Source organism: Niallia sp. Marseille-Q9988 (genome assembly GCF_976954375.1).
Genome location: NZ_CDRJSZ010000008.1, coordinates 101674 through 124534, shown reverse-complemented (window position 1 = coordinate 124534; position 22861 = coordinate 101674). Strand labels below are relative to the sequence as shown.

The 22861-nt window shown below is 35.0% G+C and carries 28 protein-coding genes, 1 pseudogene and 3 riboswitches; of the genes and pseudogenes, 13 read left to right on the top strand and 16 right to left on the bottom strand.

The features are described from left to right. Positions 1-24: 24 nt before the first annotated feature. A complete protein-coding gene (locus ACWNMZ_RS15955; protein WP_031534676.1) occupies positions 25-588 on the bottom strand; it encodes a GNAT family N-acetyltransferase in 564 nt (187 codons plus the stop codon). A 160-nt stretch (positions 589-748) separates the two neighbouring features. Between ACWNMZ_RS15955 and ACWNMZ_RS15950 the strand changes: the two genes are divergently transcribed. Beyond that, complete coding sequence (locus ACWNMZ_RS15950) at positions 749-1456, top strand: DNA alkylation repair protein (RefSeq protein WP_031534678.1); 708 nt, start codon at positions 749-751, stop codon at positions 1454-1456. 59 nt (positions 1457-1515) lie between these two features. Here the strand turns inward: ACWNMZ_RS15950 and ACWNMZ_RS15945 are convergent, their stop codons facing one another. The 4 genes and pseudogenes from ACWNMZ_RS15945 to ACWNMZ_RS15930 all read right to left on the bottom strand — a co-directional run. Next, positions 1516-1995, bottom strand: a complete 480-nt coding sequence (locus ACWNMZ_RS15945) for a CBO0543 family protein (protein WP_031534680.1) — start codon at positions 1993-1995, stop codon at positions 1516-1518. Beyond that, positions 1988-2482 (bottom strand): CBO0543 family protein, encoded by a 495-nt coding sequence (locus ACWNMZ_RS15940; protein WP_031534681.1) that lies wholly within the window; start codon positions 2480-2482, stop codon positions 1988-1990. Before ACWNMZ_RS15940 ends, ACWNMZ_RS15945 begins: the two co-directional genes overlap by 8 nt. 102 nt (positions 2483-2584) lie before the next feature. Then, entirely contained in the window at positions 2585-3067 is a 483-nt protein-coding gene (locus tag ACWNMZ_RS15935) for a hypothetical protein (protein ID WP_081836529.1), read from the bottom strand. A gap of 646 nt (positions 3068-3713) precedes the next feature. Beyond that, positions 3714-4022 (bottom strand): annotated as a pseudogene (locus tag ACWNMZ_RS15930) (manganese catalase family protein); the annotation flags it as partial. 57 nt (positions 4023-4079) lie between these two features. Here ACWNMZ_RS15930 and ACWNMZ_RS15925 point away from each other — a divergent pair. After that, positions 4080-4628, top strand: coding sequence for an ATP-binding protein (locus ACWNMZ_RS15925; protein ID WP_251627974.1), 549 nt, complete (start codon positions 4080-4082; stop codon positions 4626-4628). 226 nt (positions 4629-4854) lie between these two features. Here ACWNMZ_RS15925 and ACWNMZ_RS15920 read toward each other — a convergent pair whose 3' ends face one another. The 5 genes from ACWNMZ_RS15920 to ACWNMZ_RS15900 form a co-directional block, all read right to left on the bottom strand. Then, positions 4855-5217 carry a hypothetical protein gene (locus tag ACWNMZ_RS15920; RefSeq protein WP_235247650.1) on the bottom strand — a complete coding sequence of 121 codons (363 nt, stop codon included), beginning with the start codon at positions 5215-5217 and terminating at the stop codon, positions 4855-4857. A 16-nt stretch (positions 5218-5233) separates the two neighbouring features. Further along, positions 5234-5563 carry a YolD-like family protein gene (locus tag ACWNMZ_RS15915; protein WP_031540030.1) on the bottom strand — a complete coding sequence of 110 codons (330 nt, stop codon included), beginning with the start codon at positions 5561-5563 and terminating at the stop codon, positions 5234-5236. A gap of 310 nt (positions 5564-5873) precedes the next feature. Continuing rightward, complete coding sequence (locus tag ACWNMZ_RS15910) at positions 5874-6116, bottom strand: DUF2164 domain-containing protein (RefSeq protein WP_031540028.1); 243 nt, start codon at positions 6114-6116, stop codon at positions 5874-5876. A gap of 44 nt (positions 6117-6160) precedes the next feature. Continuing rightward, a complete protein-coding gene (locus ACWNMZ_RS15905) occupies positions 6161-6607 on the bottom strand; it encodes a GNAT family N-acetyltransferase (protein ID WP_031540026.1) in 447 nt (148 codons plus the stop codon). An 18-nt stretch (positions 6608-6625) separates the two neighbouring features. Beyond that, entirely contained in the window at positions 6626-7183 is a 558-nt protein-coding gene (locus ACWNMZ_RS15900) for a GNAT family N-acetyltransferase (protein WP_031540025.1), read from the bottom strand. Between the two features lie 176 nt (positions 7184-7359). Between ACWNMZ_RS15900 and ACWNMZ_RS15895 the strand changes: the two genes are divergently transcribed. Continuing rightward, positions 7360-8406, top strand: a complete 1047-nt coding sequence (locus ACWNMZ_RS15895; protein WP_031540024.1) for an LLM class flavin-dependent oxidoreductase — start codon at positions 7360-7362, stop codon at positions 8404-8406. Positions 8407-8423: 17 nt separating this feature from the next. On the opposite strand, the gene ACWNMZ_RS15890 is transcribed toward ACWNMZ_RS15895, so the two are convergent. The 6 genes from ACWNMZ_RS15890 to ACWNMZ_RS15865 all read right to left on the bottom strand — a co-directional run bounded on the left by ACWNMZ_RS15890 (position 8424) and on the right by ACWNMZ_RS15865 (position 12545). Then, entirely contained in the window at positions 8424-8891 is a 468-nt protein-coding gene (locus ACWNMZ_RS15890; protein ID WP_031540023.1) for a hypothetical protein, read from the bottom strand. Positions 8892-9058: 167 nt separating this feature from the next. After that, positions 9059-9244 (bottom strand): hypothetical protein, encoded by a 186-nt coding sequence (locus ACWNMZ_RS15885; RefSeq protein ID WP_155986788.1) that lies wholly within the window; start codon positions 9242-9244, stop codon positions 9059-9061. A 70-nt stretch (positions 9245-9314) separates the two neighbouring features. Next, positions 9315-9397, bottom strand: a riboswitch (cyclic di-GMP riboswitch). Positions 9398-9635: 238 nt separating this feature from the next. Continuing rightward, positions 9636-10115 (bottom strand): hypothetical protein, encoded by a 480-nt coding sequence (locus ACWNMZ_RS15880; protein WP_031540022.1) that lies wholly within the window; start codon positions 10113-10115, stop codon positions 9636-9638. A gap of 64 nt (positions 10116-10179) precedes the next feature. Continuing rightward, the gene (locus ACWNMZ_RS15875) at positions 10180-10920 is read right to left on the bottom strand and encodes an AAA family ATPase (protein ID WP_031540020.1); all 741 of its coding nucleotides are present in this window, start codon (positions 10918-10920) and stop codon (positions 10180-10182) included. Positions 10921-10933: 13 nt separating this feature from the next. After that, positions 10934-12151 (bottom strand): Y-family DNA polymerase, encoded by a 1218-nt coding sequence (locus ACWNMZ_RS15870; RefSeq protein ID WP_268817775.1) that lies wholly within the window; start codon positions 12149-12151, stop codon positions 10934-10936. Between the two features lie 64 nt (positions 12152-12215). Then, positions 12216-12545 carry a YolD-like family protein gene (locus ACWNMZ_RS15865; RefSeq protein ID WP_235247648.1) on the bottom strand — a complete coding sequence of 110 codons (330 nt, stop codon included), beginning with the start codon at positions 12543-12545 and terminating at the stop codon, positions 12216-12218. Positions 12546-12775: 230 nt separating this feature from the next. Continuing rightward, positions 12776-12884: riboswitch (SAM riboswitch) on the top strand. A gap of 77 nt (positions 12885-12961) precedes the next feature. Beyond that, a riboswitch (cobalamin riboswitch) is annotated at positions 12962-13151 on the top strand. A 219-nt stretch (positions 13152-13370) separates the two neighbouring features. Between ACWNMZ_RS15865 and metE the strand changes: the two genes are divergently transcribed. From metE to ACWNMZ_RS15815, 10 genes are all read left to right on the top strand, one after another. After that, a complete protein-coding gene (metE, locus tag ACWNMZ_RS15860; RefSeq protein WP_349204503.1) occupies positions 13371-15659 on the top strand; it encodes a 5-methyltetrahydropteroyltriglutamate--homocysteine S-methyltransferase in 2289 nt (762 codons plus the stop codon). A gap of 366 nt (positions 15660-16025) precedes the next feature. After that, on the top strand, positions 16026-16745 hold the full coding sequence (locus ACWNMZ_RS15855) for a YebC/PmpR family DNA-binding transcriptional regulator (RefSeq protein ID WP_349204504.1): 720 nt from the start codon (positions 16026-16028) through the stop codon (positions 16743-16745). A 182-nt stretch (positions 16746-16927) separates the two neighbouring features. Beyond that, positions 16928-17266 (top strand): hypothetical protein, encoded by a 339-nt coding sequence (locus ACWNMZ_RS15850; protein ID WP_449598681.1) that lies wholly within the window; start codon positions 16928-16930, stop codon positions 17264-17266. Between the two features lie 2 nt (positions 17267-17268). Beyond that, positions 17269-17433, top strand: a complete 165-nt coding sequence (locus ACWNMZ_RS15845) for a hypothetical protein (protein ID WP_155986756.1) — start codon at positions 17269-17271, stop codon at positions 17431-17433. Between the two features lie 117 nt (positions 17434-17550). Then, complete coding sequence (locus tag ACWNMZ_RS15840; RefSeq protein WP_152910823.1) at positions 17551-17769, top strand: hypothetical protein; 219 nt, start codon at positions 17551-17553, stop codon at positions 17767-17769. Positions 17770-17917: 148 nt separating this feature from the next. Further along, a complete protein-coding gene (locus ACWNMZ_RS15835) occupies positions 17918-18424 on the top strand; it encodes a type II toxin-antitoxin system PemK/MazF family toxin (RefSeq protein WP_031538038.1) in 507 nt (168 codons plus the stop codon). Between the two features lie 725 nt (positions 18425-19149). Further along, positions 19150-20187 carry a serine hydrolase domain-containing protein gene (locus ACWNMZ_RS15830; RefSeq protein ID WP_349204506.1) on the top strand — a complete coding sequence of 346 codons (1038 nt, stop codon included), beginning with the start codon at positions 19150-19152 and terminating at the stop codon, positions 20185-20187. A gap of 565 nt (positions 20188-20752) precedes the next feature. Then, a complete protein-coding gene (locus ACWNMZ_RS15825; protein ID WP_235247645.1) occupies positions 20753-21199 on the top strand; it encodes a DinB family protein in 447 nt (148 codons plus the stop codon). Between the two features lie 174 nt (positions 21200-21373). Further along, complete coding sequence (locus ACWNMZ_RS15820) at positions 21374-22099, top strand: hypothetical protein (RefSeq protein WP_235247644.1); 726 nt, start codon at positions 21374-21376, stop codon at positions 22097-22099. 254 nt (positions 22100-22353) lie between these two features. After that, a complete protein-coding gene (locus tag ACWNMZ_RS15815; protein ID WP_235247643.1) occupies positions 22354-22818 on the top strand; it encodes an HIT family protein in 465 nt (154 codons plus the stop codon). Positions 22819-22861 lie beyond the last annotated feature (43 nt).

The window sequence follows — 22861 nt, the reverse complement described above, 5'->3', positions numbered from 1 at the left end:
AGGGCTGATTCTTTGTATGAATATCTATTTAGTATGCTTTAAAGAAGGAAAATCTCCTTTAAGGATAGAGTACATGTATAAATCATCAAATTTCCCGCAAGTATATTCATAATGTCTTAATAATCCTTCTCTTAGAAAGCCATGTTTTTCGACTAATCTTTGCGAAGAGGTATTTAATGGTTCGATTAATGCTTCGATTCTTTCTAAGTTCAAATGCTTGAAGCCATAGGCAAGCACAGCTTCTAAAGCCTCGCTAGCAATGCCTTGCCCCCAATAATTTCTGCTTAGTTCATATCCTATTTCTGCTTTATAATGTTTCTGCTGCATATTCAAAAATCCACAGCTGCCAATCACGGTATCTTCGTCTTTTAATGTAATGCACCATCTGATTCCAGTGCCGTTTTCCCAGATTGATTTATACCAATTAATTTCTTCCATCACTTCTTCAGAAGACTTATATGGTTCTAGCCCCATATGTTGAACAACATCTTGATCAGATAGGTAGGTAAACATATCCTTAGCATCATTAGCGCTTACGTTTCGTAAAGCTAAACGCTCTGTTTCAATAAGTGGAAATACGCGCTCCATTGACAATTCTCCTTCTTTGTAAATAAAATAGCTTTAGTACATATTCAATATACAAATAGATAATTCCTGCTAAATCTAATCTATGGCTTATATGGTAGAAGAAAGATATAAAGGGAACGAATAATTAGAAGATACTATATCATTAGGAGGAAGGGAACCAATGGAGTTTGAAACAGTGATGCAAGAGTTAGAAGCACTTGGGAAGGAAAGGACGAAGAAGCTTTATATGGGCAATGGTGCAAACGAGCCAGTATTTGGCGTAGCTACTGGTGCGATGAAGCCAATTGCTCGGAAAATTAAGAAGAATCAACCGTTAGCAGAAGAGCTATACGCAACGGGCAACTATGATGCGATGTATTTTGCTGGTGTCATTTGTGATCCAGATATCATGACAGAGGAAGATTTTGAACGCTGGATAGATGCGGCCTATTTCTTTATGCTGTCAGATTATGTGGTGGCCGTGTCTTTAGCAGAAACGGATTTTGCGCAAGCGGTTGCCGATAAATGGATTCAAAGCGGAGAAGAACTGCGAATGTCTGCAGGCTGGAGCTGTTATTGCTGGCTGTTAGGAAATAGACAGGACTTTGAATTTAGTGAAAGCAAGCTTGCAAGTATGCTTGATCAAGTGAAAAATACGATTCATCAATCTCCAGATACGGTGAAATCAGCTATGAATAACTTTATCTACACCGTTGCCATATCCTATGTGCCCCTTCATGAAAAAGCAGTAGAAACGGCTAAAGAGGTTGGTCTAGTTGAAATCAAGAAAGGCAAGAAAAAAAGCACGATGTCAAATGTGTCAGAAAGAATTCAAAAGGATTTAGATAGAGGCATACTTGGCTTTAAGCGTAAATATGTGAGATGTTGAATGTTTGTTTTATTAGCATAATTTTTAAAGCCAAAATCCTTTAGTGGACTTTGGCTTTTTTAGTCAGACGATTCACTTAAACCTTTCCTAAACCAGAAAGCAAATGTTTTTACAAGGTATAATATACATAGGTCGATCGTGACAGCAAACCACCAATGCCAGTTTATATCATGAACAAGCTCAGTATGTCTCTCCACTAAAAACATATAAAGATGCATACCGTTGCAAAAAATTAGATAATGAATCCATTTTCTCATCCAATTCTGCTTTTCTGGATAAAAAAGCATGAAAAAAACAGCGAAAGTTGGCAAAACCACATAATAGAGGGAAAAACTCATTTTGGTTGCCTGTTCAAATTCTCGATAAGGAAAACTTACTAACCCTATATTTACTTGGATATATTGAAATATCCAGGCTGTTGCATGAGCAAACAAAAAAATAATTTGGAAATACCTTTTTTTCTCTTTCGGAATAAATTTAATGAGCAAAAATAAACAAGTAATCCATGAGAAAATTAAAATAACTAGTTCTTTATTCATTTGTCTCTGTTCCTTTTACCCCTTTTTTAAACCAATGATAATAAGTATGATTAAGAAATAAGGTAACCATAACTGTTATTAGCGTATAAGATCCATGCCAGCTTATATAGTTCACGAGCTCGGTATGTCGCTCAATGATGACTTCCAGGCAGGTGAAAAAGCCAGCAAAGAGAAAATAATAAAAAAAGGTCCCTGTTTTTTTTATTTTTTTCGGGTAATATAAATTAAACATAATTGCTGTTACGGGAAAAAGGAAAAATTCAAAGGTGAAGCTTGATCGATTAAATTCGTTTGCGAAGGAGAAAAGCTGAATAGGATAATCAATCATGTTCCATTCCACTGCAAGTAATCCAGCTGGCCAAGTGATGATCTGCAGAGATAAAAATATCATCCAAGCTTCTCTAGCTTTATTTTTGGGAACAAGAAAGAAAAGGGCAAGGATGCTTATTGCAATGATTCCTATTAAAATCCACCTTTCCATATTCATCCAATCTTCACCTGCTCCATTAGATAATTATTAATCATAGTATTACCTAAAGGAAAAAAATATATGTAAAGCAGCTAACGATAATTTAACCAATGTTTAACGTTATACCGAACTTTCTATTTTCTGTATATAACGATAATACTTAATGACGATTACTAGTAAAACTGGATTAAGTAAAGCCGAGTACCACCATTTCCACCAGCCATAATGGAAGTAGCCCCAAGGCTCTGGAGATAGAGTAAGGAATTCATAGAGTAGGAATGCAATATTCCATAGTAGGATTGCGGTTATTTTATGTAAAATAGATTTTTTGAATGGAAAATAATTGAGAAAAATTATATTGACAGGAGGTACTAGAAAGATAGCATATAATAAAACATGCCATTCTATTTCTATCGTAAAATACCAATATGCATGCAGCTTAAAATCGATAATTATATCAAATAATAATTGAAATGCGATAGAAAAAATATAAATATGTAGTATCTGATTCTTGTTTAAATGCTTATTCAACCGAAAGGCAAAGAAGTTAAAAAGAAGTACGGAAATTAATAATCCAATCACATTAATCATTTCTCCTAACATTGTATAATTTTTCCTTCATTTTACCAGTAAACACCCATAATATAAATAGTAATTATTTACATTTTATTTTTGTTTTATAAATACAGAAAATGATTCTAAAAAAATGTTTTAGAACTGTGTTTATGTATGTAATGATTTTGCTTAGGAAGAACATTTTTTGAAAATATCACTATCCCATAATAGATGGCGATATTAAATTATATTCCTCCTATTCATTAGATTTTGTATTTCTCACTTGGAAAAATCATCAAGATTATCTGCGAAATAAACTCCAAAAAGATGGGAAACATCAGAGTAACTCCTTTCTGGTAATATAATTACTTTGCAGAAAAAGTTTTAAAGAAAAATTTAATTTGGTTCCTTGTATATTATGTATATTCAAAGGGAATTAGGAATAAAAAATGTATTTTCCTATATCCAAAATTACACATAGTGCATAAGATAAAGAGGATGGACAACCAATATTTTTGCCAGCTAGGAACACACAAAAGCTCTACTCATTTCATCCAGAGTAGGGCGATTTTTGTATGCTAAAGGCAATAGACGTAGATTATCAATTTGTTGCATGCATTATTTTTAAAATTAAAGTAGAAAAAGGCAAGTAAAAAGGAAGAGGCACCATGCTTCTCCCTTTTGTTGGATAGAATTAATTATTTAAATCAGCAAGTCCAGATGCATGCTCATTTGGCATATCTGGTAGCTCTGGAACAGGGTGTCCTTGTGGTGGTGGCACAACATTTAAATCTCCATTATTTCTGCTCGGCGTTGTTCCTTGGAAGATTTCACCCATTCTTGTATTATCAAGGCGGAAATTAAATTGTGCGTTATGGAAGCCCATTTCTACGTATTTTCGACATTCTGGGTACTTATTAATATCATAGTTTGGAACAGGGAGGATTTTACCCCAATCTACTCCTAATGTCTCTAGTGTTTTAGCAAAGGCATTTTGATAGGAAAAGATAGTTGGTTTTTGTAAAATGAAGGTATTAACTAATTTATGGAGGGGAAAAGGATGAGCAGATTAGTCATCATGACAGTTGGCATGACACATAGCGGGAAAACGACATTTGCAAAAGCGCTGGAAAACAGGCTTGAAAACGCGGTTGTTGTCGACCAAGATAACCATAGTGAATTTTTACAGACCCACTATGAAAAACTGGTGCCAGAAGGTGGAACCAATCATATAAAGCATGCTTTGACAAAATTGATTGTTGATTATGCCGTTCATCACTCGGATTGTCATCTTATTTTGAGCAATGCCAATCGTAATCAGGCAAGTCGCAAGGAATTGCTTTCCTATTATAAAAAACATGATTTTACTTCTGTTCTTGTTCATTTTAATCTTCCGTTAACCCTATTAAAAGAGCGAATTGCCAAAACCAACCGTGATACACTTCGTTTAAGAACTGCCTGCTCTTATGATGATGTGCTTGCTCGTCAAAACAAGGAAACAGGTATGGAGGCATTTACTCCAATAGCAGGAGAAGCTGATTATTTATTCACAGTAAAGAAAGAAGAGGATGTGTCAGCTATTATGGAAGCAATTAGTAAGCTCACATAACTTTTTTAGCAATCGTAAACAATAGAAGATTTATATGCTGTACATATATGGAATATCGTAGTAGAGGATGGATAACGAACAAAATAGTTTGTATTCCGATTCTTTTTTCACGAAATAATTAAAGTGTATGGATAAGGGATAAAAGCAATGTTTCCTACTTGTAGGAGGACATTGCTTTTTTATGGTGAGGGAGATTCATTTGTAGCTTTTCAAAGATTCTTGCTAATTAACCAGCATTTTCCTTAAACAAATAGTAGCATAATAGCTTTTCCGTATTTGCTTTTAATACTGCATTAGTATAACGACGGACTTCATGATAGTTGGCCACATAATAATGATATTCGGTAAAGCTTTTATCTGTATTTCCCTTTACCAGTTTCATGTTATTTTTATACAATTTCTCCTTGAATCCTTTTAAATCGGCTTGGACTTTTAACATTGTATTTTCTATAAGGTTTATATAGACTTGGTTTAACTTAAAGGGAGTTGTTTTTGCTTGCTGGTAATCTCTTTCTAAAACAGCTAGTAAGAGAGGTAAATAAATGAGATGCTCCAGTATTTTTATTTCTTCCTTTGATAGTCTATTCATGATGTCTTCCTCTAAATTATCGACGTTCCACATCGATTAGCATATGAAACGGAATGTAGTGAATGGTATTGTTTTCATCCTCGATTCGAAGCTCTTTTTTTATGTAGTCAATAAAAACTGTTCTTCCAATCAGTATTTCGATAAAACCCTGTTTGAATAAGGAGAATTTTAGGGATAAATGGTACTCCATTCCTTCGTGAATCAGTAAATCGATGTCATTTAGCTTTTCTTGATCTAATTCTGGTTTTTTCACCTTTTTCTCATTTAATAGTTCTTCTTTCACAGCAGCAACATGTTCTGGCAGCATCATCGCCACCCATTTTTTTGTTCCACGGTCTTTAATCATGAAAAACACACTCCTTCTATACTCCATATAATAACAGAACGTTTGTTCTTTTTAAAGGTTTTTCAGAACATTTGTTCGTTTATAATATATGCCAAATAAATAAATTTATGTAAGAAAAAAGCATGAAACCAATAAGAAGTATATTTCGTGTAAGGAGACGGAAAAAAGGGAGGGCAGCTTCATAGTATCCTAACGCCGCCTTTTGGAAATGGTGGGATGGCTTTAACGATGGAATTAATTTTTGAAAAAGAACAAAAAGAAGGGGAGAGCTTACTCTCACCCTTGGATTGAAGTAGAAGATAGAGAGCTCTTATTTAAGCGGTCTTTCTAGTGTTAATAGCTCGTCTTCAAGAGCGCTAGTTCTTTCTTCGACTATTTTTCTTGCGTCTTTAACCCCAGCATTATAAAAATGGGGAGCAAGGGATTCCTTCACGAAGTCTAACACTCTTTCAGCAGCGAATTCGGAGATGTCTTCCTCTCTTTCTTCAGAAAAGAAGAATTGAATATCGGCAATCATATCATCTTGTTGTTTTTTTGTCAGTTTATAAAACAATCGTATCCCATCCTTTTTTGTTATGTCTAATAGTATTGGAGCATCTAATCTAAGACTTTTGCAAAGCATATAGCTTCTGGTATATGCTCATATTTCCCATAATTTTCTATTTTGCTATAGCCATTTTTCTGATAGAATGCAACAGCATTTCTGTTTTTTACTCTTGTTTCCAACCAGATTTTTTTGTAGCCGGATTTTTTGGCTAATGCTTCTAAATGCAGAAGGATCGTTTTTCCAATTTGTTGACCAGGATATTTCGCATACATCCTTTTTATTTCGGCAATGTCAGGAGTGAGTGGGCGAAAGGAACCGCAACCAACAGGCATTCCTTTTTCATACGCAACAACGAATTTCGCGTTTGGTTTCGTCAAATCAACTAATTGAATTGAATTTTGCCCACTGCTTCCTGTTAGAAATTCAAGGGTTGAGGATAATTCCTCCATGAGCATTTTTGCATCCTCTGAAAAGGGGCTGACTTCCATGATTTTCATTTTATCACTCCAAGCAAATCAGCTATGATTTCTTGCCCATTCTTCGCGTAACAGCCCATAGATAACATGGTCTACATAATGATCATAAAGCCATTCGGCTTGTCTAATCGTACCTTCTTCTGTGAATTTTAGTCTTTCTGGCAGGGCTCTGCTTTTCTTGTTCCCGGTTGCTGCGGCAATTTCGATGCGATTAAGATCTAATTCTGTAAAGCCATATGTAATGAATGCTTCGCATGCTTTTGTCATAATTCCCTTTCCTTGATATTCTTCTCCTAACCAATAGCCGATTTTCCCAATTCTGCTTGTACGGTTAATCTCATTGTAGCCAATCGTTCCAGCAATTTTTCCCTTATAAGAAATAGCTACTGATTTTGGATAGCCACCTGTTTCCACCATTCCTTGCAATCTTCCACGAATATTTTCTTTCGTATCTTCTACTGTGTTCGTATAATCGAGCCAGCCAAGCCACTCTTTTAAATAGGCTTTATTTTTAATCGTTAATTGAAAAAATTCTTCCGCATCGTCTAAACGAAACACTCTTAATGCTAAATCTTTATCGATTGTATGCTGAAACATCGTATCCCTCCAGTTAAATGATGTATGTTTCCCTTATTGTAAGGGAAAGGAGCAGGAAGTTCATTACTTTTTTATCAGTAGCACACAATAGTTGTAATTCGAGACATCTCCTGTTTTAATTAGAGAAGTAGTACCTAGTTTGATTTTTTGCTTTTGATTAAGGGGGATATACAATAGTGGAGATAGGAATAAGTACATTTGTGGAAACGACACCAGACCCTCATTCAGGGAAGGTCGTTAGTCATGCAGAACGAATTCGTCAAGTAGTAGAGGAAATAATTTTAGCAGATAAAGTGGGATTAGATGTCTTTGGAGTAGGGGAGCATCATCGAAAGGATTACGCGGCATCAGCACCTGCGCTGATTTTAGCAGCGGCAGCTACACAAACAAGCCGGATCCGCTTAACAAGTGCAGTTAGCGTTCTTTCCTCTGATGATCCAGTTCGAGTATTTCAAGATTTTGCAACATTGGACGGACTCTCAAATGGACGTGCCGAAATTATGGCAGGTCGCGGCTCCTTTATCGAATCATTTCCGCTCTTTGGCTATGATTTAAATGATTATAATGAATTATTTGATGAAAAATTAGATTTGCTTTTAAAATTACAGGCATCTGAAAAAGTGACATGGAGTGGAAAGCATCGTCCAAGTATTAATAATCTTGGGGTTTATCCTCGGCCAGTACAGGATCCATTGCCGATTTGGATTGGAAGTGGTGGGAACAGTGAGTCCGTTGTCCGTGCCGGTATCCTTGGTTTACCATTAGTGTTAGCGATTATTGGAGGGAATCCAGCGCAGTTTGCTCCACTTGTTGACCTTTATTACCGTGCAGGAGAGCATGTCGGCCACGATCCGAAGAAATTAACGGTTGCTTCTCATTCCCATGGATTTGTTGGAGAGACAACAGAAAGTGCTGCAGATGCGTTCTTCCCATCCACACAATATGCCATGAATGTTCTTGGAAAAGAAAGAGGATGGGGAGCCTATACAAGAGAGACATTTGATGCAGCGCGGAGTGAAAATGGTGCACTGTATGTAGGAGATCCGCGCACGGTCGCAGACAAGATTATTGCTCTTCGCAAAAATGTAGGCATTACTCGGTTTATGCTCCACGTTCCCGTTGGCAGCATGCCCCATGATCAAGTGCTTAGAGCAATTGAATTGCTTGGAACAGAAGTAGCTCCACTTGTCCGTAAAGAAGTTGCTGAATGGGAAGCCAGATAAAGATTAGGGAATGCTTCTTAGTGAGCATTCTCTATATTTTTATCTGATACAATAAATTTTTGAAACCAGTAATTAAGAAAAGACAGGCCATATGAAATAAAGAATAAATGAATAGAGGTGAATTTCTTTAATTTATAAAAGCCTACTTTTTGAAAAAATGTATTTAATGGAAAAGCAAAAATAAGATCCATTATGAAGTTTATTAGTGTGTATAGTAGAAACTTCTTATGTGTTAAATGAAATATCCAAATATTAATCGCTACAAAAGGGCCGAATATAAATCCCAATGCATCTGCGACTAAAGAATTTAATCCGCCTTTTACTTTCCACCATTTAAAGATAAGCGATAAAAGCGTCTCGATTAAAAGAATAGACGCAGAGAAAAAAGTAACAGGAAGAAACTTTTTGATAATCGATTTCGGAAGAAACAATAAGCTTCCCCAACTAATCAGAACCATGCATATTCGTAAAAAGACAATCGACATAGGCTGTCATCTCCATTTTAAAAGTTTTTCATTAAAAATGAAATCGCTTTTATTTTCCGTGAATTTTTTGAGATTATCCTAAAAATGTATTCGAAGCGGAATGAGTATAGAAATTGTTTATGTAGTTGAGTTTTCTGCGAAGAGGGGAAAAAGGAAAAAATCCATCATTAATTAATGATGGACTGGCAGTAAGGACAGGTGATATCTGTAAGCTGCTTGAATTCAATTCGCTTAAAGTCTGATTTTTTAAAGGTAGAATACGATTTGTATTTCGAACCACACATACAGTAATTCTTGTCCTTTACAACATGTCTAATACACGGCTTTTCAGTTACAACGGTTGGATAAAACATAACATTCCTCTTTTCTAATTTTATAAGGCAAATTAGACAGGAAGATTTTTCAACAAGATATATGTATAATCTTGGCAACCCGGCTACCATAGCAATTGCGTTAGGCCCGTGGCTTTGCGTCTTTTACTTTCGTAAAATTTGCCCAAATTTAATTTTACCACTTTATTCGGTTATTTCAAGGTATAAAGTCGTATTTTTTTATTACTTTATAAAAAAATATGAGTTGATAGTCCTGGTTTCCGTTCGGAATAGTGAAGTCAATAGGTATAAGGGCTGTTTTAATCGGTGTATAGAATAAAACGTTTCATCATTTTAAGTCAAACTGTAGAAGAAAGAAAAGAGGGAGTTGCTAAAGGAGTATTCGTTATGATCTCAAGAAGCAACAGAATAATCATTCCGTCGCCGAACGGGATTTCTTCTCCAGTTTGGTTACTAGCTTATAATATTTTATTAAAATAAATAGTAAAATGGGATTGATGCAAAAGGAGTAGGAGATTTTCCACCAGCCATAATGAAAATATCCCCATGGTGATGGTAATAAAGTGAACCATTCATATCCTACAATGATAAGATTCCACATGAAAATAAATAAAATTTTATATAGAATCTTTTTCTTCATCGGATAAAGATTTAGGAAAATAATATTTACAGGTGGTACCAATAGTAAAATATGAATGATTGATTCCCAATCCACCTCTGATTTACTGAAGTACCAGTAGGCATGGTATCCTACATCAATATATAAATCAAACAGCAGTTGAAAAGCGATAGTAAATATCCATATATGTAAAATTTGATTATGCGTTAATTTTTTATTCGTTATATAGGCAATAAAATTAAAGATAAAGACAGAGAGTAATAATCCAATCATAATAATCTCCTTAAGTAATCAGATAGTTATACTATTTACTGATTAAGAGGAGAATATCCAATTTTTACATACCCTCTATTTCTTCCTCCAATATATCTCGCAGCATTTTCTCTCGATATTGTAAAAAGTATTTGGTAATTTGATAATGCTCTGTATTTTCGTATTCGACTTCCTCCATTTGGTCGCCATCAAAGCTAAGAATTGTCGCATTCGGATAGCCTAATAAAATCGGAGAATGAGTCGCAATAATAAATTGGCATTCTTCGGTCTCTGCTAAATCATGGAGGATGCGGAGAAAGCTTAATTGCCGTTGTGGTGATAGCGCAGCTTCCGGCTCATCTAATAAATAAATCGCTTCTCCTTTAAAACGGTGAAGAAAGAGAGATAGGAAGGATTCGCCATGGGACTGCTGTAATAATGATTTTCCGCCATAACTCGCATATTTATTCGCACTTTCTAGTTGATCAATATGTGTAGCAAATTCATAAAAGGATTCCGCCCGCAGAAAAAATCCGTTCGTAAGCTTAGTAGGAGACCATGATAACTGTAGATATTCTCCCAAATCGGATTGGGAAGAATGAACATCATAGCTGTTATTTCTGCCACCGCCTGCTGTATTAAATTGGCATTGATAGGCAATAGCTTCAAGCAAGGTAGACTTTCCAGAGCCATTTTCCCCAACAAAAAACGTCACCTTCTTTTTAAAATCAAGGGAGCTAAAATGGCGGAGTGCAGGGATTATAAAGGGATAAGTATTTTTGGAAGGAATGCTTTCCTCTTTTAATCGAATTTGTTTTAACATCAATCCACCTCATTTCTTATTTTTTATGTCCACCAAGTAAATTAGCGCGCTTTAGGGCTGTACCCCCAGAGGTGTAGGAAACAGCACGCAAGATGGCGGTCGAGCCATAGCGATTTCGAATCGTATCGACAACATAGCCAAGCTTCCTTTTTTTCCACCCGCCTGTGTCAAATAAATCTAATTGCATTTCATAATCATTCTCTAATTTTGTAATAGAAACAGAAATTTGTCTAACCGTTTGTCCCCGGTAGTTTTCGTGAAATAATTCAAGGCAGACCTGATAAATAATCATCGTTACATTTGTTGGGTTTTCGATTGTTCGAGATCGTTGAAAACCACCGCCAAATTCATCTTTGCTGTAAGAAATTCCTAAAGTGATGGTTCTTCCTGCATGATGATTGCTTCTGGCTCTTTTTGCTACATCCTCACACATTTCAAGGAGAACGGATTTTATTTCGTGGATTTCTTTATAATCTCGCAGCAATATCTGGCTTTTCCCGTAGCTAATTTGTCCTTGCATAATGGGTGCACCAATTTCCGATAAATCAATTCCCCAGGCATGGTGGTAAAGCTGATTCCCCATAATCCCAAATTTCTTCTCAAGTAAGGTTAAATCATAGCGTGCTAACTGGCCAACCGAAAATATCCCCATATTGTTTAACGTTTTTTCTGTTCGTTTTCCAATTCCCCACATATCGCGCAGCGGGGAAATAGGCCATAATTTATGGGGAATGTCCTCATAAGACCATGTGCTTATACCACCATCTACTTTTTTCGCTTCTAAATCAAGACAAAGCTTTGCCATGAGCATATTGGGTCCGATGCCAATTGTCGAAGGCAGCCCAAACTCGCGCATAATATCGCCTTTCATTTTCTGAGCTATTTCCATTGGTGTGCCAAAGGTTTTTCCCATTCCACTTACATCAAGAAAGCTTTCATCGACAGAATAGGTATGGACAGCAGAGGGGGGCACATATCGGAAAAATAATTTCGTTATCTCGGTCGATACTCGAATGAATAGTCCCATTTTCGGATTTCGCACGATAATTCTTGGATCATCTGGTAGTTCAAAAAGTCTTGAGCCTGTTTTTATGCGAAAGTCTTTCTTCATGGCAGGAGATGCCGCTAAGACGACACTGCCCTTTTGGTCGGTATTGCCAACAACCACAAGATGGCAGGTGAGAGGATCTAATCCTTCTGTGACAGCAATAATGCTCGCATAAAAGCTTTTCATATCTACACAAAGAATGGATCTATTTGGAAATTGCGTATAATCAAACACGGTAATGCTCCTTTTATTAATCGTTTTGTATGTTTACCAAGCTGGGAAAAGGAATGGAGTGCGTATGATTATTCGTATCGAGAATACGAAGCTCTCGGTTTAGATGGTCTATAGAAGTTGTTTTTCCAGATAAACATCTGATAGCTCCATCATGAAAAATCTCAAAGTGAAGCAAAAGATTATATTCGATTCCTTCAAGTAACAGTAACTCCATTTCGCGTATTTTATCTTCTTCTAAAATAGGCATTTTTATTTTTTGTGATTCCACTAAAATCTCTTTTATACTTTGAACATGTTCAGGCATCATCATCGCTGACCATTTAATTGTGCCTCGATCGCGCAGCATCTAAATCATCTCCTTACTTTTTTATCATAACAGAACAAGTGTTCGTAATCAAGAAGGGCTGGAAAGAAATCTATTATGTAAAAATAGGAAAAGGCATGTAAAAGGGAATAATCTTGAAAATTTTACGTATCCAAAAGAAATAAAAAATTATATACAGTATGTAAAACAAGAATTGACAATGAGAAATTACCGTGCTAATATTTTGTTAATTCGAAAAAGTACATAAAAAACTCTTATGTAGAGAGGTGGAGGGACTGGCCCGTTGATACCTCAGCAACCATTCTTTTTTAAGAAAAGGTGCTAATTCCAGCAAAGCGATGATGCTTTGAAAGATAAGAGGGGGATAAAGATACACGACGAAACCTCTCTTTTTTATAAAGGGAGGTTTTTATTTTTTATTATAGAAATGAACTGAAAATTAAATAGCGCAAATAGGTGCTTATGAATTCCCATTCATGGCTTAAAAGGGAAGACCGGTTAGAATCCGGCGCGGTCCCGCCACTGTAAGGAGGAACAAATTCTCATATCCACTGTCTTAACTAGATGGGAAGGAGAGAAGGAGTGATGATCCTAAGTCAGGAGACCTGCCTATTTGTAAGTAAGCTACTCTACGTGGATATAGAGGAGGGAGAATATGTGTTGGGAGAAGAATTGTCTCAACTCTAGTTAGTGCTGAACTTAAATGAGAAATCTCATAAGAGTCTGACTCCACTGTTTATCTAGGAAGCAAGAAAGTAGAGAGCTTCTATATAGATATGTGGACGTCCGGCTCTTTTTTTGACTAACTTTTGCTAGAGATAAAAAAATCGGAAATGGGGAAACAGCATGTATAAAAGTTCTAATTTAGGCTATCCAAGAATTGGAGAGAAACGAGAATGGAAAAGAGCATTGGAGCGTTATTGGAAGGGGGAGAGTTCGGGAGAAGAGCTGCTGGAAGAAACGAAAAAGCTTCGATTAAAAAACATACAAAAGCAAAAGCTTCAAGGAATTGATTTAATTCCTGTCGGTGATTTTAGTCTCTACGATCATGTATTAGATACGGCTGCGATGTTTGGGCAAGTGCCAGCTAGATTTGCTTATAATGGGGGGAAGGTTCCCTTGCAAACTTATTTTCAGATTGCTAGAGGAAATAAGTTTGCAGTAGCATCAGCCATGAAAAAATGGTTCAATACAAACTATCACTATATGGTGCCAGAGCTGGGAGAAAGAAAGCCACTATTAACAGAGAATCGCCCACTGGCATTTTTCCGGGAAGCAAAGGAAGCATTAGGAATCGAGGGAAAACCGGTATTGTTAGGACCACTGACCTTTATAAAATTAGCAAAAGGCTATGAAGAAGATAAGCTAGAAGAAACAGTGGAATCTTATCTCCCTTTATATGCACAAATTTTAACAGAGCTAGAAAGAGAGGGAGTGGAATGGCTTCAAATAGATGAACCATATTTAGTTACAGATGTCACACCAAGAGAATGGAACATTACACAGCAAATCTATCAAACATTGCAAAAGGCGGCCCCAAAATTAAAAGTGATTCTTCAAACCTATTTTGACGCTGTGACAGATTATAAAACGATTATTTCGTTACCTGTCGCAGGAATTGGTTTAGATTTTGTTCACGATGACGGAGAGAATTTAGCATCTATTCAGCAATATGGATTTCCAAAAGAGAAAGTCCTTGCTGCAGGTATTATTGATGGCAGAAATGTGTGGAGAGCTAATTTGGAAGAAAAGGGAGAGCTGCTTGCAGAAATACAGAAGGCTATCGGAAGTGACAAGATAATCATCCAGCCGTCATCAAGCTTGCTTCATGTACCAGTAACGGTGAAGGAAGAGCAAATAGATTTGATTTTAAAAGAGGCACTTTCCTTTGCAGATGAAAAATTACAAGAAATAAATACGTTAACAGAGGGAGCCAGAAAAGGAAAAGCAGTCATTCGAGCTCAAATCGATAAAAGTAAAGAAGCGATTATTAGATTGAACTCGTCCAGTGCAAGAAATAATCAAGTTCTTCAAGAAGAATTAAAAAGGGCTGCTGGCAAACCAGAAAGAAGCGATAATGCAAAAATAAGACAGCAAGCACAACAAGAAGCTTTCAAACTTCCAATTCTTCCGACAACGACAATCGGAAGTTTTCCACAGACGAAGGAAGTGCGGAAGGAGCGGTTAAAATGGCGAAAAGGAGAAATAACCAATGAAGAGTATGAGACTTTTATTCAAGCAGAAATTAAAAAATGGATAGAGATACAAGAGGATTTAGAGTTAGAAGTATTTGTTCATGGAGAATTTGAACGGACAGATATGGTGGAGTATTTTGGTGAGAAGCTAGCCGGCTTTCAGTTTACTAGGTTTGCTTGGGTTCAATCCTATGGTTCTCGTTGTGTGAAGCCACCCATTATTTATGGTGATGTCGCATATGAGAATCCAATGACCGTGAAAGAAACGGTCTATGCGCAAAGTCTGACGACTAAACCTGTAAAAGGAATGCTGACAGGGCCAATCACCATTTTGAACTGGTCATTTGTAAGAGATGATATTTCAAGAGCAGAAGTAGCGAAGCAAATCGCTTTCAGTCTCAAGAAAGAAGTGGAGGAGCTTGAGAGAAACAATATTCGTATGATTCAAGTAGATGAACCAGCTCTTCGGGAAGGACTGCCACTAAAAAAAGAAAAATGGAAGAAATATTTAGATGCAGCTGTCTACTCTTTTAAACTTGCAACAACGTCTGTGGAAAGAGAAACGCAAATTCATACACATATGTGCTACTCGAATTTTGAGGACATTATTGATGCCATTGATGCACTCGATGTCGATGTGATTTCTATCGAAACATCCAGAAGTCACGGGGAATTTATTCAAACATTTGCAAAGAAAACATACGAAAAAGGAATTGGACTTGGCGTATATGATATACATAGTCCAAGAGTGCCAACAAAAGAAGAAATTACCGAAAACATCGAAAACGCTCTAGCTGTTCTTGATCCACGCTTATTCTGGATTAATCCGGATTGTGGCTTGAAGACAAGGAATGAAGAGGAAACAATCGGTGCACTAGAAGTAATGGTAGAGGCAGCAAAGGGAATGAGAGAAAAGCTATTAGTGCAAAACCAGTGTTAGATATAAAAACTTGTAACTTTTTATTTGTTGCAAGTTTTTTGTATTAGGCGCTGTTATTATTCATTGTGATTTTTTAGTAGCAGGAGAACGAATAAGCGGAGAATTTCCGACTAATGTATAGAGAAGGAGCCTAAATAGCGGATATAAAAGTAATGTTAGAATTTTCTCTGGACAAATTTGTCTAAGCTTTGCCACAAAGTTTTTAACAAAAAGCTGAATAAAATGGCCATTTCATGTATAATGTTAGTGGCTTTAAGAAATGGCAGGTAGATAAACGCGAAATACAATCAATAAAAGTTGAAGAAATGCTGTGTTTTTATCTATAATAAATAAGTTGAATGTATAAGCAGAAAGAGAGTGTTCATAATGGGTCGTAAATGGAACAATATTAAAGACAAAAAAGCTTCAAAAGATGCAAATACTAGTCGTATTTATGCAAAATTCGGCCGTGAAATTTTTGTAGCGGCAAAACAAGGGGAACCAGATCCAGAATCTAATCAAGCGCTAAAAGTTGTCCTAGAGCGCGCAAAAACATATAGTGTACCAAAACATATTATTGACCGTGCAATTGAAAAAGCAAAAGGCGGTTCCGAAGAAACATATGATGAGCTTCGCTATGAAGGCTTTGGTCCTAACGGTTCGATGGTAATCGTTGATGCTTTAACAAATAACGTAAACAGAACAGCTTCAGATGTTCGTGCCGCATTTGGTAAAAATGGTGGAAACATGGGAGTAAGTGGTTCCGTTTCTTATATGTTTGATGCAACAGCCGTTATTGGGGTAGAAGGAAAAACAGAAGAAGAAGCATTAGAGCTTCTAATGGAAGCAGATGTAGATGTACGCGATATTATGGAAGAAGAAGATTCTGTTATTGTATACGCAGAGCCAGATCAATTCCACGCAGTACAAGAAGCATTTAAACAAGCTGGTGTAACAGAATTCACCGTAGCCGAGCTAACAATGCTTGCACAAAACGATGTAACATTAGATCCAGAAGCACAAGCACAATTCGAGAAAATGATTGATGCGATTGAAGATTTAGATGATGTGCAGCAAGTATATCATAACGTCGATTTAGGCGAGTAAGCTAGATAAGGATAAGGGAAAACTCACTTTTTGGTATGGAATTGGAACCATACAGAAAGGGAGTTGGAGCTTAAGCTACGATATACTATATCAAAAATCATAATATTTATGATGATAAACTAAACTCATTTTTTGTATGAAATTAAATTCATATGGAAAGTGGGTTTTTTGTTTGTTATTAGATGATGTATACTGAGCTGTTAGAGTTACAGATCACGCTGGATACAACGAAGGTAATGGAGTTACTTATAGACCAATATATGCGAGCGAATTCAATCCAGCATCTAGTGTACTTTATAAAGACAATATTCACATATTTCTTGAAAAGTGATTTAAATGAAGGTATATACGACAATAAACAAATAGGTTTTATTGCAGAAGCGGCACCTATGCTTAGAAAAGGTGACACAATTAATATGTATAAAGGTTTATCTATGAACAGGAAAGCTACTCAAGAACTGATAACAAGGTTAGAAGAAGCTGAACATAAAATTGCTGATTTAGAAATGGCGGTGAATTGAAAATGGCTGAGAAAAAACAAGTTACTGTAAATGAACAAATCGTAATGGGGAATCTTGCTCAACAATTGGCTAATTTACAGGTGACCTTAGCAATGAAAGACGCATACATACAAGATTTAGAAGGACAATTAAATGAGTTGAAACAAACAAAGGATACTACTAAATAAAAGTATCCTTTTATTACTTGAAAGGAGTATTATAGATGCCTAATTATCCTTATCCAACATTAGGGACAAATATAAATAGAGATTACCGAAACCTTTTTAATGATAATTTAAAACGTATTGAAGTACCATATAAAAAATGTTCAATCATATGGAGAAGGTTTTCAAGCTCAAGTGGATAAATTAATTAATGAAAATCCTCAACCTTCAGAAGTTGTCGATTTACGAGTTAGTTTGAAAGGACTTGTATATCCTACTGCAAGGGTTTATATAACTTCTTTAGAGCAGCGTATCGAAGAACTTGAAAACACAATTAGTGAAATGGTAAATAACGAATAGCATAAAAAGACTCGGAGTTAAATTTCCAAGTTCTCAAAGATTTCCCCGGAAACCGCAACAACTGACAAAATGTTCTTTATTTCGAATAATTTCCTCCCTGCTATTCTCTTAATATGGTAAAATATAGAGAAATATGGGAGGTAAAGTTATGCCGTGGAATAAAAATGAGAATATTAGACAATCAGCAGAATGGTTATCTGAAAAATACAAATTAATGGATGATAAAGAAAAAATGCTAAATTCACATGCCAGTAAACCAAAAGTAAGAGGTAAAAAGCCACCAATTAGAGATGTTTTTCGTGGTGGAGTGTATTGGGTCAATTTTGGGAAAGGTAATTTGGGTGCTGAGAAAAATAAAACTAGACCTGCAGTAATAGTCTCTCCTAATCACTTAAATACTGGGGAAACTGTAGTGGTTATACCTATATCTACAAAATTCCCTTATAGTGTGGCTCATGGAAAGAAAATACCTAAGTATAAAAATCATTTCTTTTTATATAAAAATAAATACAAGGAATTAGAAGAATTATCAGCTATAAAATGTGAAGATATTAAAACTATAGACATTAGTCGTATTGGTGATTTGATATTTAATATTGAAAAGAAAGATATGAAATTATTGAAGTCCAGATTAATGTATATGTTTGGATATTAAATCTTTGACCGCCTAGCATAATATTGATAATATTGAATAAAATAATAACGTACTCTTTCATAGATAGGATATATGTTTATCTCTTGACATAAAGAAAGTTATTGTTTATTATTAGAGTATAAATTATGTTAGATCACCTTGTCGTGATCGTCTGACACCTATCTATGATAGGGTGTATTGTTTAATGGTAGTTGTTGTCATTACATTTAAAAGGACTCTTACCTTAACTGGTGGGGGTCTTTTTATTTTAAATTATAGAGAAAGGGGAATATAACCTAATCCTCATGAAAAAATGTCTCTTTTATCTAGCTTTAACTTCCAAAGAAAACCTATTATCATTAACGACTAGATAATTTAAATTATAATAAATGTTAATAACTTCATACACTAAATGATTAGTGAAAACATTGATATAGTAATATAAATAGCAGCCTTAATTTAGATGATGTGCAGCAAGTATATCATAACGTCGATTTAGGCGAGTAAGCTAGATAAGGATAAGGGAAAACTCACTTTTTGGTATGGAATTGGAACCATACAGAAAGTGGGTTTTTTGTTGTTTGAAGAAGAATATTTAAGCATATTTAAATTATTAATTTCCAAACTACACATAAATGTGTACGATTCTTGTTCAATAAACAGAGCAAAATTATTTTTCCAAATATATGTATAAGAACGTATATTCGTGTTATAGTTTCATTATAAAGTTATCTGGGGGGAGAATGATGAACTTACGAAACATCCATATGGAAGAACGAATGGAATATTATAATGTAAACGGTTTAAGTATTGCATTATTCGAAGAAGGTCAAATCAGTGGAACAAAAAACTATGGTTTACTTGAAGTGAAAAGCGATAGAAAGGTAAGTGATGATTCTATTTTCAGTGCATGTTCCATTAGTAAATTTTTGACTGGAATAATAGCAATAAAGTTACTGGATGAAGGGCTTCTTGATTTAGATGAAAGTGTAAATGAAAGACTTGTAACGTGGAAAGTGCCTGAAAATAAATATACAAAAAATAAAAAAGTTACTTTAAGAAACTTACTTAGTCATCAATCGGGAATCAAGGACCCTGAAGGTAGTTTTTTTGAACAGAATTTAGATATAGGGTTTCCCTCGATGGTTGAATTGTTAGAGGGAAAATCCCATTATTGTAAAGTTCCTATTGAAGTGCAATTCGAGCCAGAAAGTGAATTTCATTATTCTGACGCGGGCTATTGTATTATTCAGCAACTAATAGAAGATGTAACGAAAAAGCAGTTTAATCATGTGGTAAAAGAGCTAATATTTAAGCCATTGAAAATGGAAAATAGCTATTTAAATACAACGATGTTCGAGATAGGTAAAAAGGAGTTTTCTTGTGGTCATAATAAAAACGGTAAGTTGGTAGAAGAAAAATATCCTATCTACCCTTATCCTGCAGCTGCAGGATTATGGACGACTGCATTAGATTTAGCTACACTAGTCCTTGAGTTAATGAAGGCATTAAAAGGAGAAAGTAAAATTGGAATTTCAAAAAGATTAGCTAAAGAAATGATAACTTCTCAAATAGGAAAAAGCTGGACTGGATTAGGTGTATTTTTAGATGGTTCCGAAAAAGAATTAGAAATTACATCTATGGGATGGGGAGTAGGTTTTCAATGTATGATGGTGGCGTACCCACACATAGAGAAAGGTGCCGTTATTATGACGAATGCAGAATTAGGTGTGCATCAATTGAAAGGGATTATTGGAGAAATTTATAAATCTCTTTTATTGTAATAAGCGTTAAATGTCTTATTGAACTAGCACTTTCTTTATTATTCCCAATAGGTTTTATCATAGGATTAAGTTTGCTTTTAGTAGGAATATTTAAGAAATCAGATACAAATAATTCCATGTGATAGATATTTGATTAAAGGAAATTGACATAAGTTGTTATTCTTTTTTTTGATTATTTCAGTAACTAAAGGGGTTAGTTGAAATAATAGAAATATAAAAGGGGAAGATAAACGATAATCAGGTTCTTTCAGTAGTATAAGATTTTGTGAAATGATGTACTTAGAGTAACGGAGGCCTTTCTTTAAAAAGAAAGTATATTTAATATATTGATAGTTCCTAATATTCCTAAAAAAGTTAGAAGAATTTATTTGTAGATGATTGTATCTGAAAATATAGTATGAATGGGAGTAGCAAACACAAGTTTTGCTACTCCATCTTTATCTAGGAATTCATTTCTCTTTGGACTAACAGGGTAGCATGGTTGAATAAGCTGAATTTTCTTGTTATTATAAAAGTGAACATACGTTCGTTTGGTTTTTTCCTAACTTTTGGGGGGGCTTAGAAAATGAATAAAATCAATCAATATGAAGACATAATTGAAAAATTATTTGAATTAAAGGACTATCCTGAAAAAATCCTTAATGAACCTATTTCAGAAGGAAAGTGGTCCATTAGAGAGATAGTGGGACATTTGTTTTATTGGGATAAATTTATATTAGAAAAGATGGTACCTTTGATGGCTAACGAGATGGTTTTACCGCCTTTTCCCAATCACGATTTACATAACAAGGAAGCTGTCGCCCATTTAAAGAAATATAAAAATGTTAGGGAGATAATCGATGATTTCGCAAAAACACGGAAACAATTAGTGAAAGAGTTAAAAGAGCTTGATAGGGATATCGAATTTCATATCGAAAATGAGCCAAACTCATTTTCACCAGAAAAATTCATTGAAATATTTTTGGAACACGATATCCACCACTTAAACCAAGTGAAAGAAAAACTTAGATAATTAATGCTCTTTTAGCATAGGAATCTTCAAGGTTTTACTGGAATAGAATTGGAAAGTTAAAGAAGAATATTCTTAAAATGAGCAGAGTAGATAGGTTGTAATCTTCCGAGTATGGTTTTGTTATGTAGATTTAGGTTATTTAATGTACATAACTAAAAATTGGGTGGGATTTAAATGACGATTAGTCTAAGTTTTGTTTTTGCAATTGGCTTTATTTTTATTCATTTCTTTTCTAAAGCAATGAAGTTTATCAAAGATTCACCTAGAAGTAGGTTTCTCTCCATTGCGGGAGGGATTGCTGTTTCTTATGTATTTATCCATCTATTGCCCGAATTAAGTAAACATCAAAGAGTATTGGAGCAAGCAGGAGCTAAAGGAGTCTTTCACCTATTTGAGAATCACGCCTATCTGATAGCTCTACTGGGATTGACTATTTTCTATGGACTAGAAAGAATGGTGAAGAATTCAAAAAAAGAAAGTGGTATGAAAAAAACGAAACCCGGTGTATTCTGGATTCATATAACATCTTTTTTTGTATATAATGCGCTAATAGGCTACCTTTTGATTAGAGAAACATATAAAAGTCATTGGGGGATGTTTTTCTACTTCTTAGCAATGGCGGTTCATTTTGTTACCAATGATCACAGTCTAAGGAAAGATCACAAAGAAATATATGACCATTTAGGAAGATGGTTACTGACATTGGCAATATTATTAGGATGGGTAGTTGGAGTATTTACAGAATTAAAAGAAGTTTATATCTCATTGCTCACAGCATTCTTGGCAGGTGGGATAATATTAAATGTACTAAAGGAAGAGTTGCCAGAAGAAAGAGAGAGCAGTTTCGTTGCTTTTTTTCTTGGTTTGGTGAGTTATTCTGTCTTGTTATTGCTTATTTAGCATTTATAAGGGGGTACATTAAAGAGGATTAGTCCCTTATATGTCGAATTAAAAGCATTATGAGATTGAAATGGATGGAAAGATCTAGGATGTATGAATAGCCACAGTAGAAGTAAGAAAAAAAGTTTGTGAATAAAGCATAAGGTGCGTTATTTAAATAAAAGGTAAATTATTACAACTAGAGGGAATATGAGCCTGGGAGAAAAGGTCTCCTATTTATTTTTACTATTAATTTTCTTAAAAGGGGAATTAGAATGAATAAAAGTTGTTTTATCTGTAATAAGCATGTTGGCAATATCAAAACTTCGGGAGTAATGATTTATGAAGATGATTATGTATATGTTGGTCATATCGATAGAAAGGGAAAGCTAAACTATTTAGGTCATATTATGATTGATTTAAAAAGACATACTCCCTCACTTGCAGATATGACAGTAGAAGAAGCAAAGGCATTTGGAGTAATAATGACAAGAGTTAGTAAGGCTCTTAAGGAATCAGAAAACGCAGAACATATCTATTCACTTGTTTCTGGTAACTCTGTTCCGCATCTCCATATGCACATTGTGGCTCGTTATCCAAATACACCAAAAGAACATTGGGGACCAATGGAAGTTTATGATTGGCAAGATGCTCCAATGGGAGACAATGATCAAGTTGTGAAACTATGCAATCGAATAAAATTACATATAGAAAATAATTCATATAATAAACAAGCTTAGCGATGTATTATTAGATTTATTCAGGATAACATATTATTAAAAA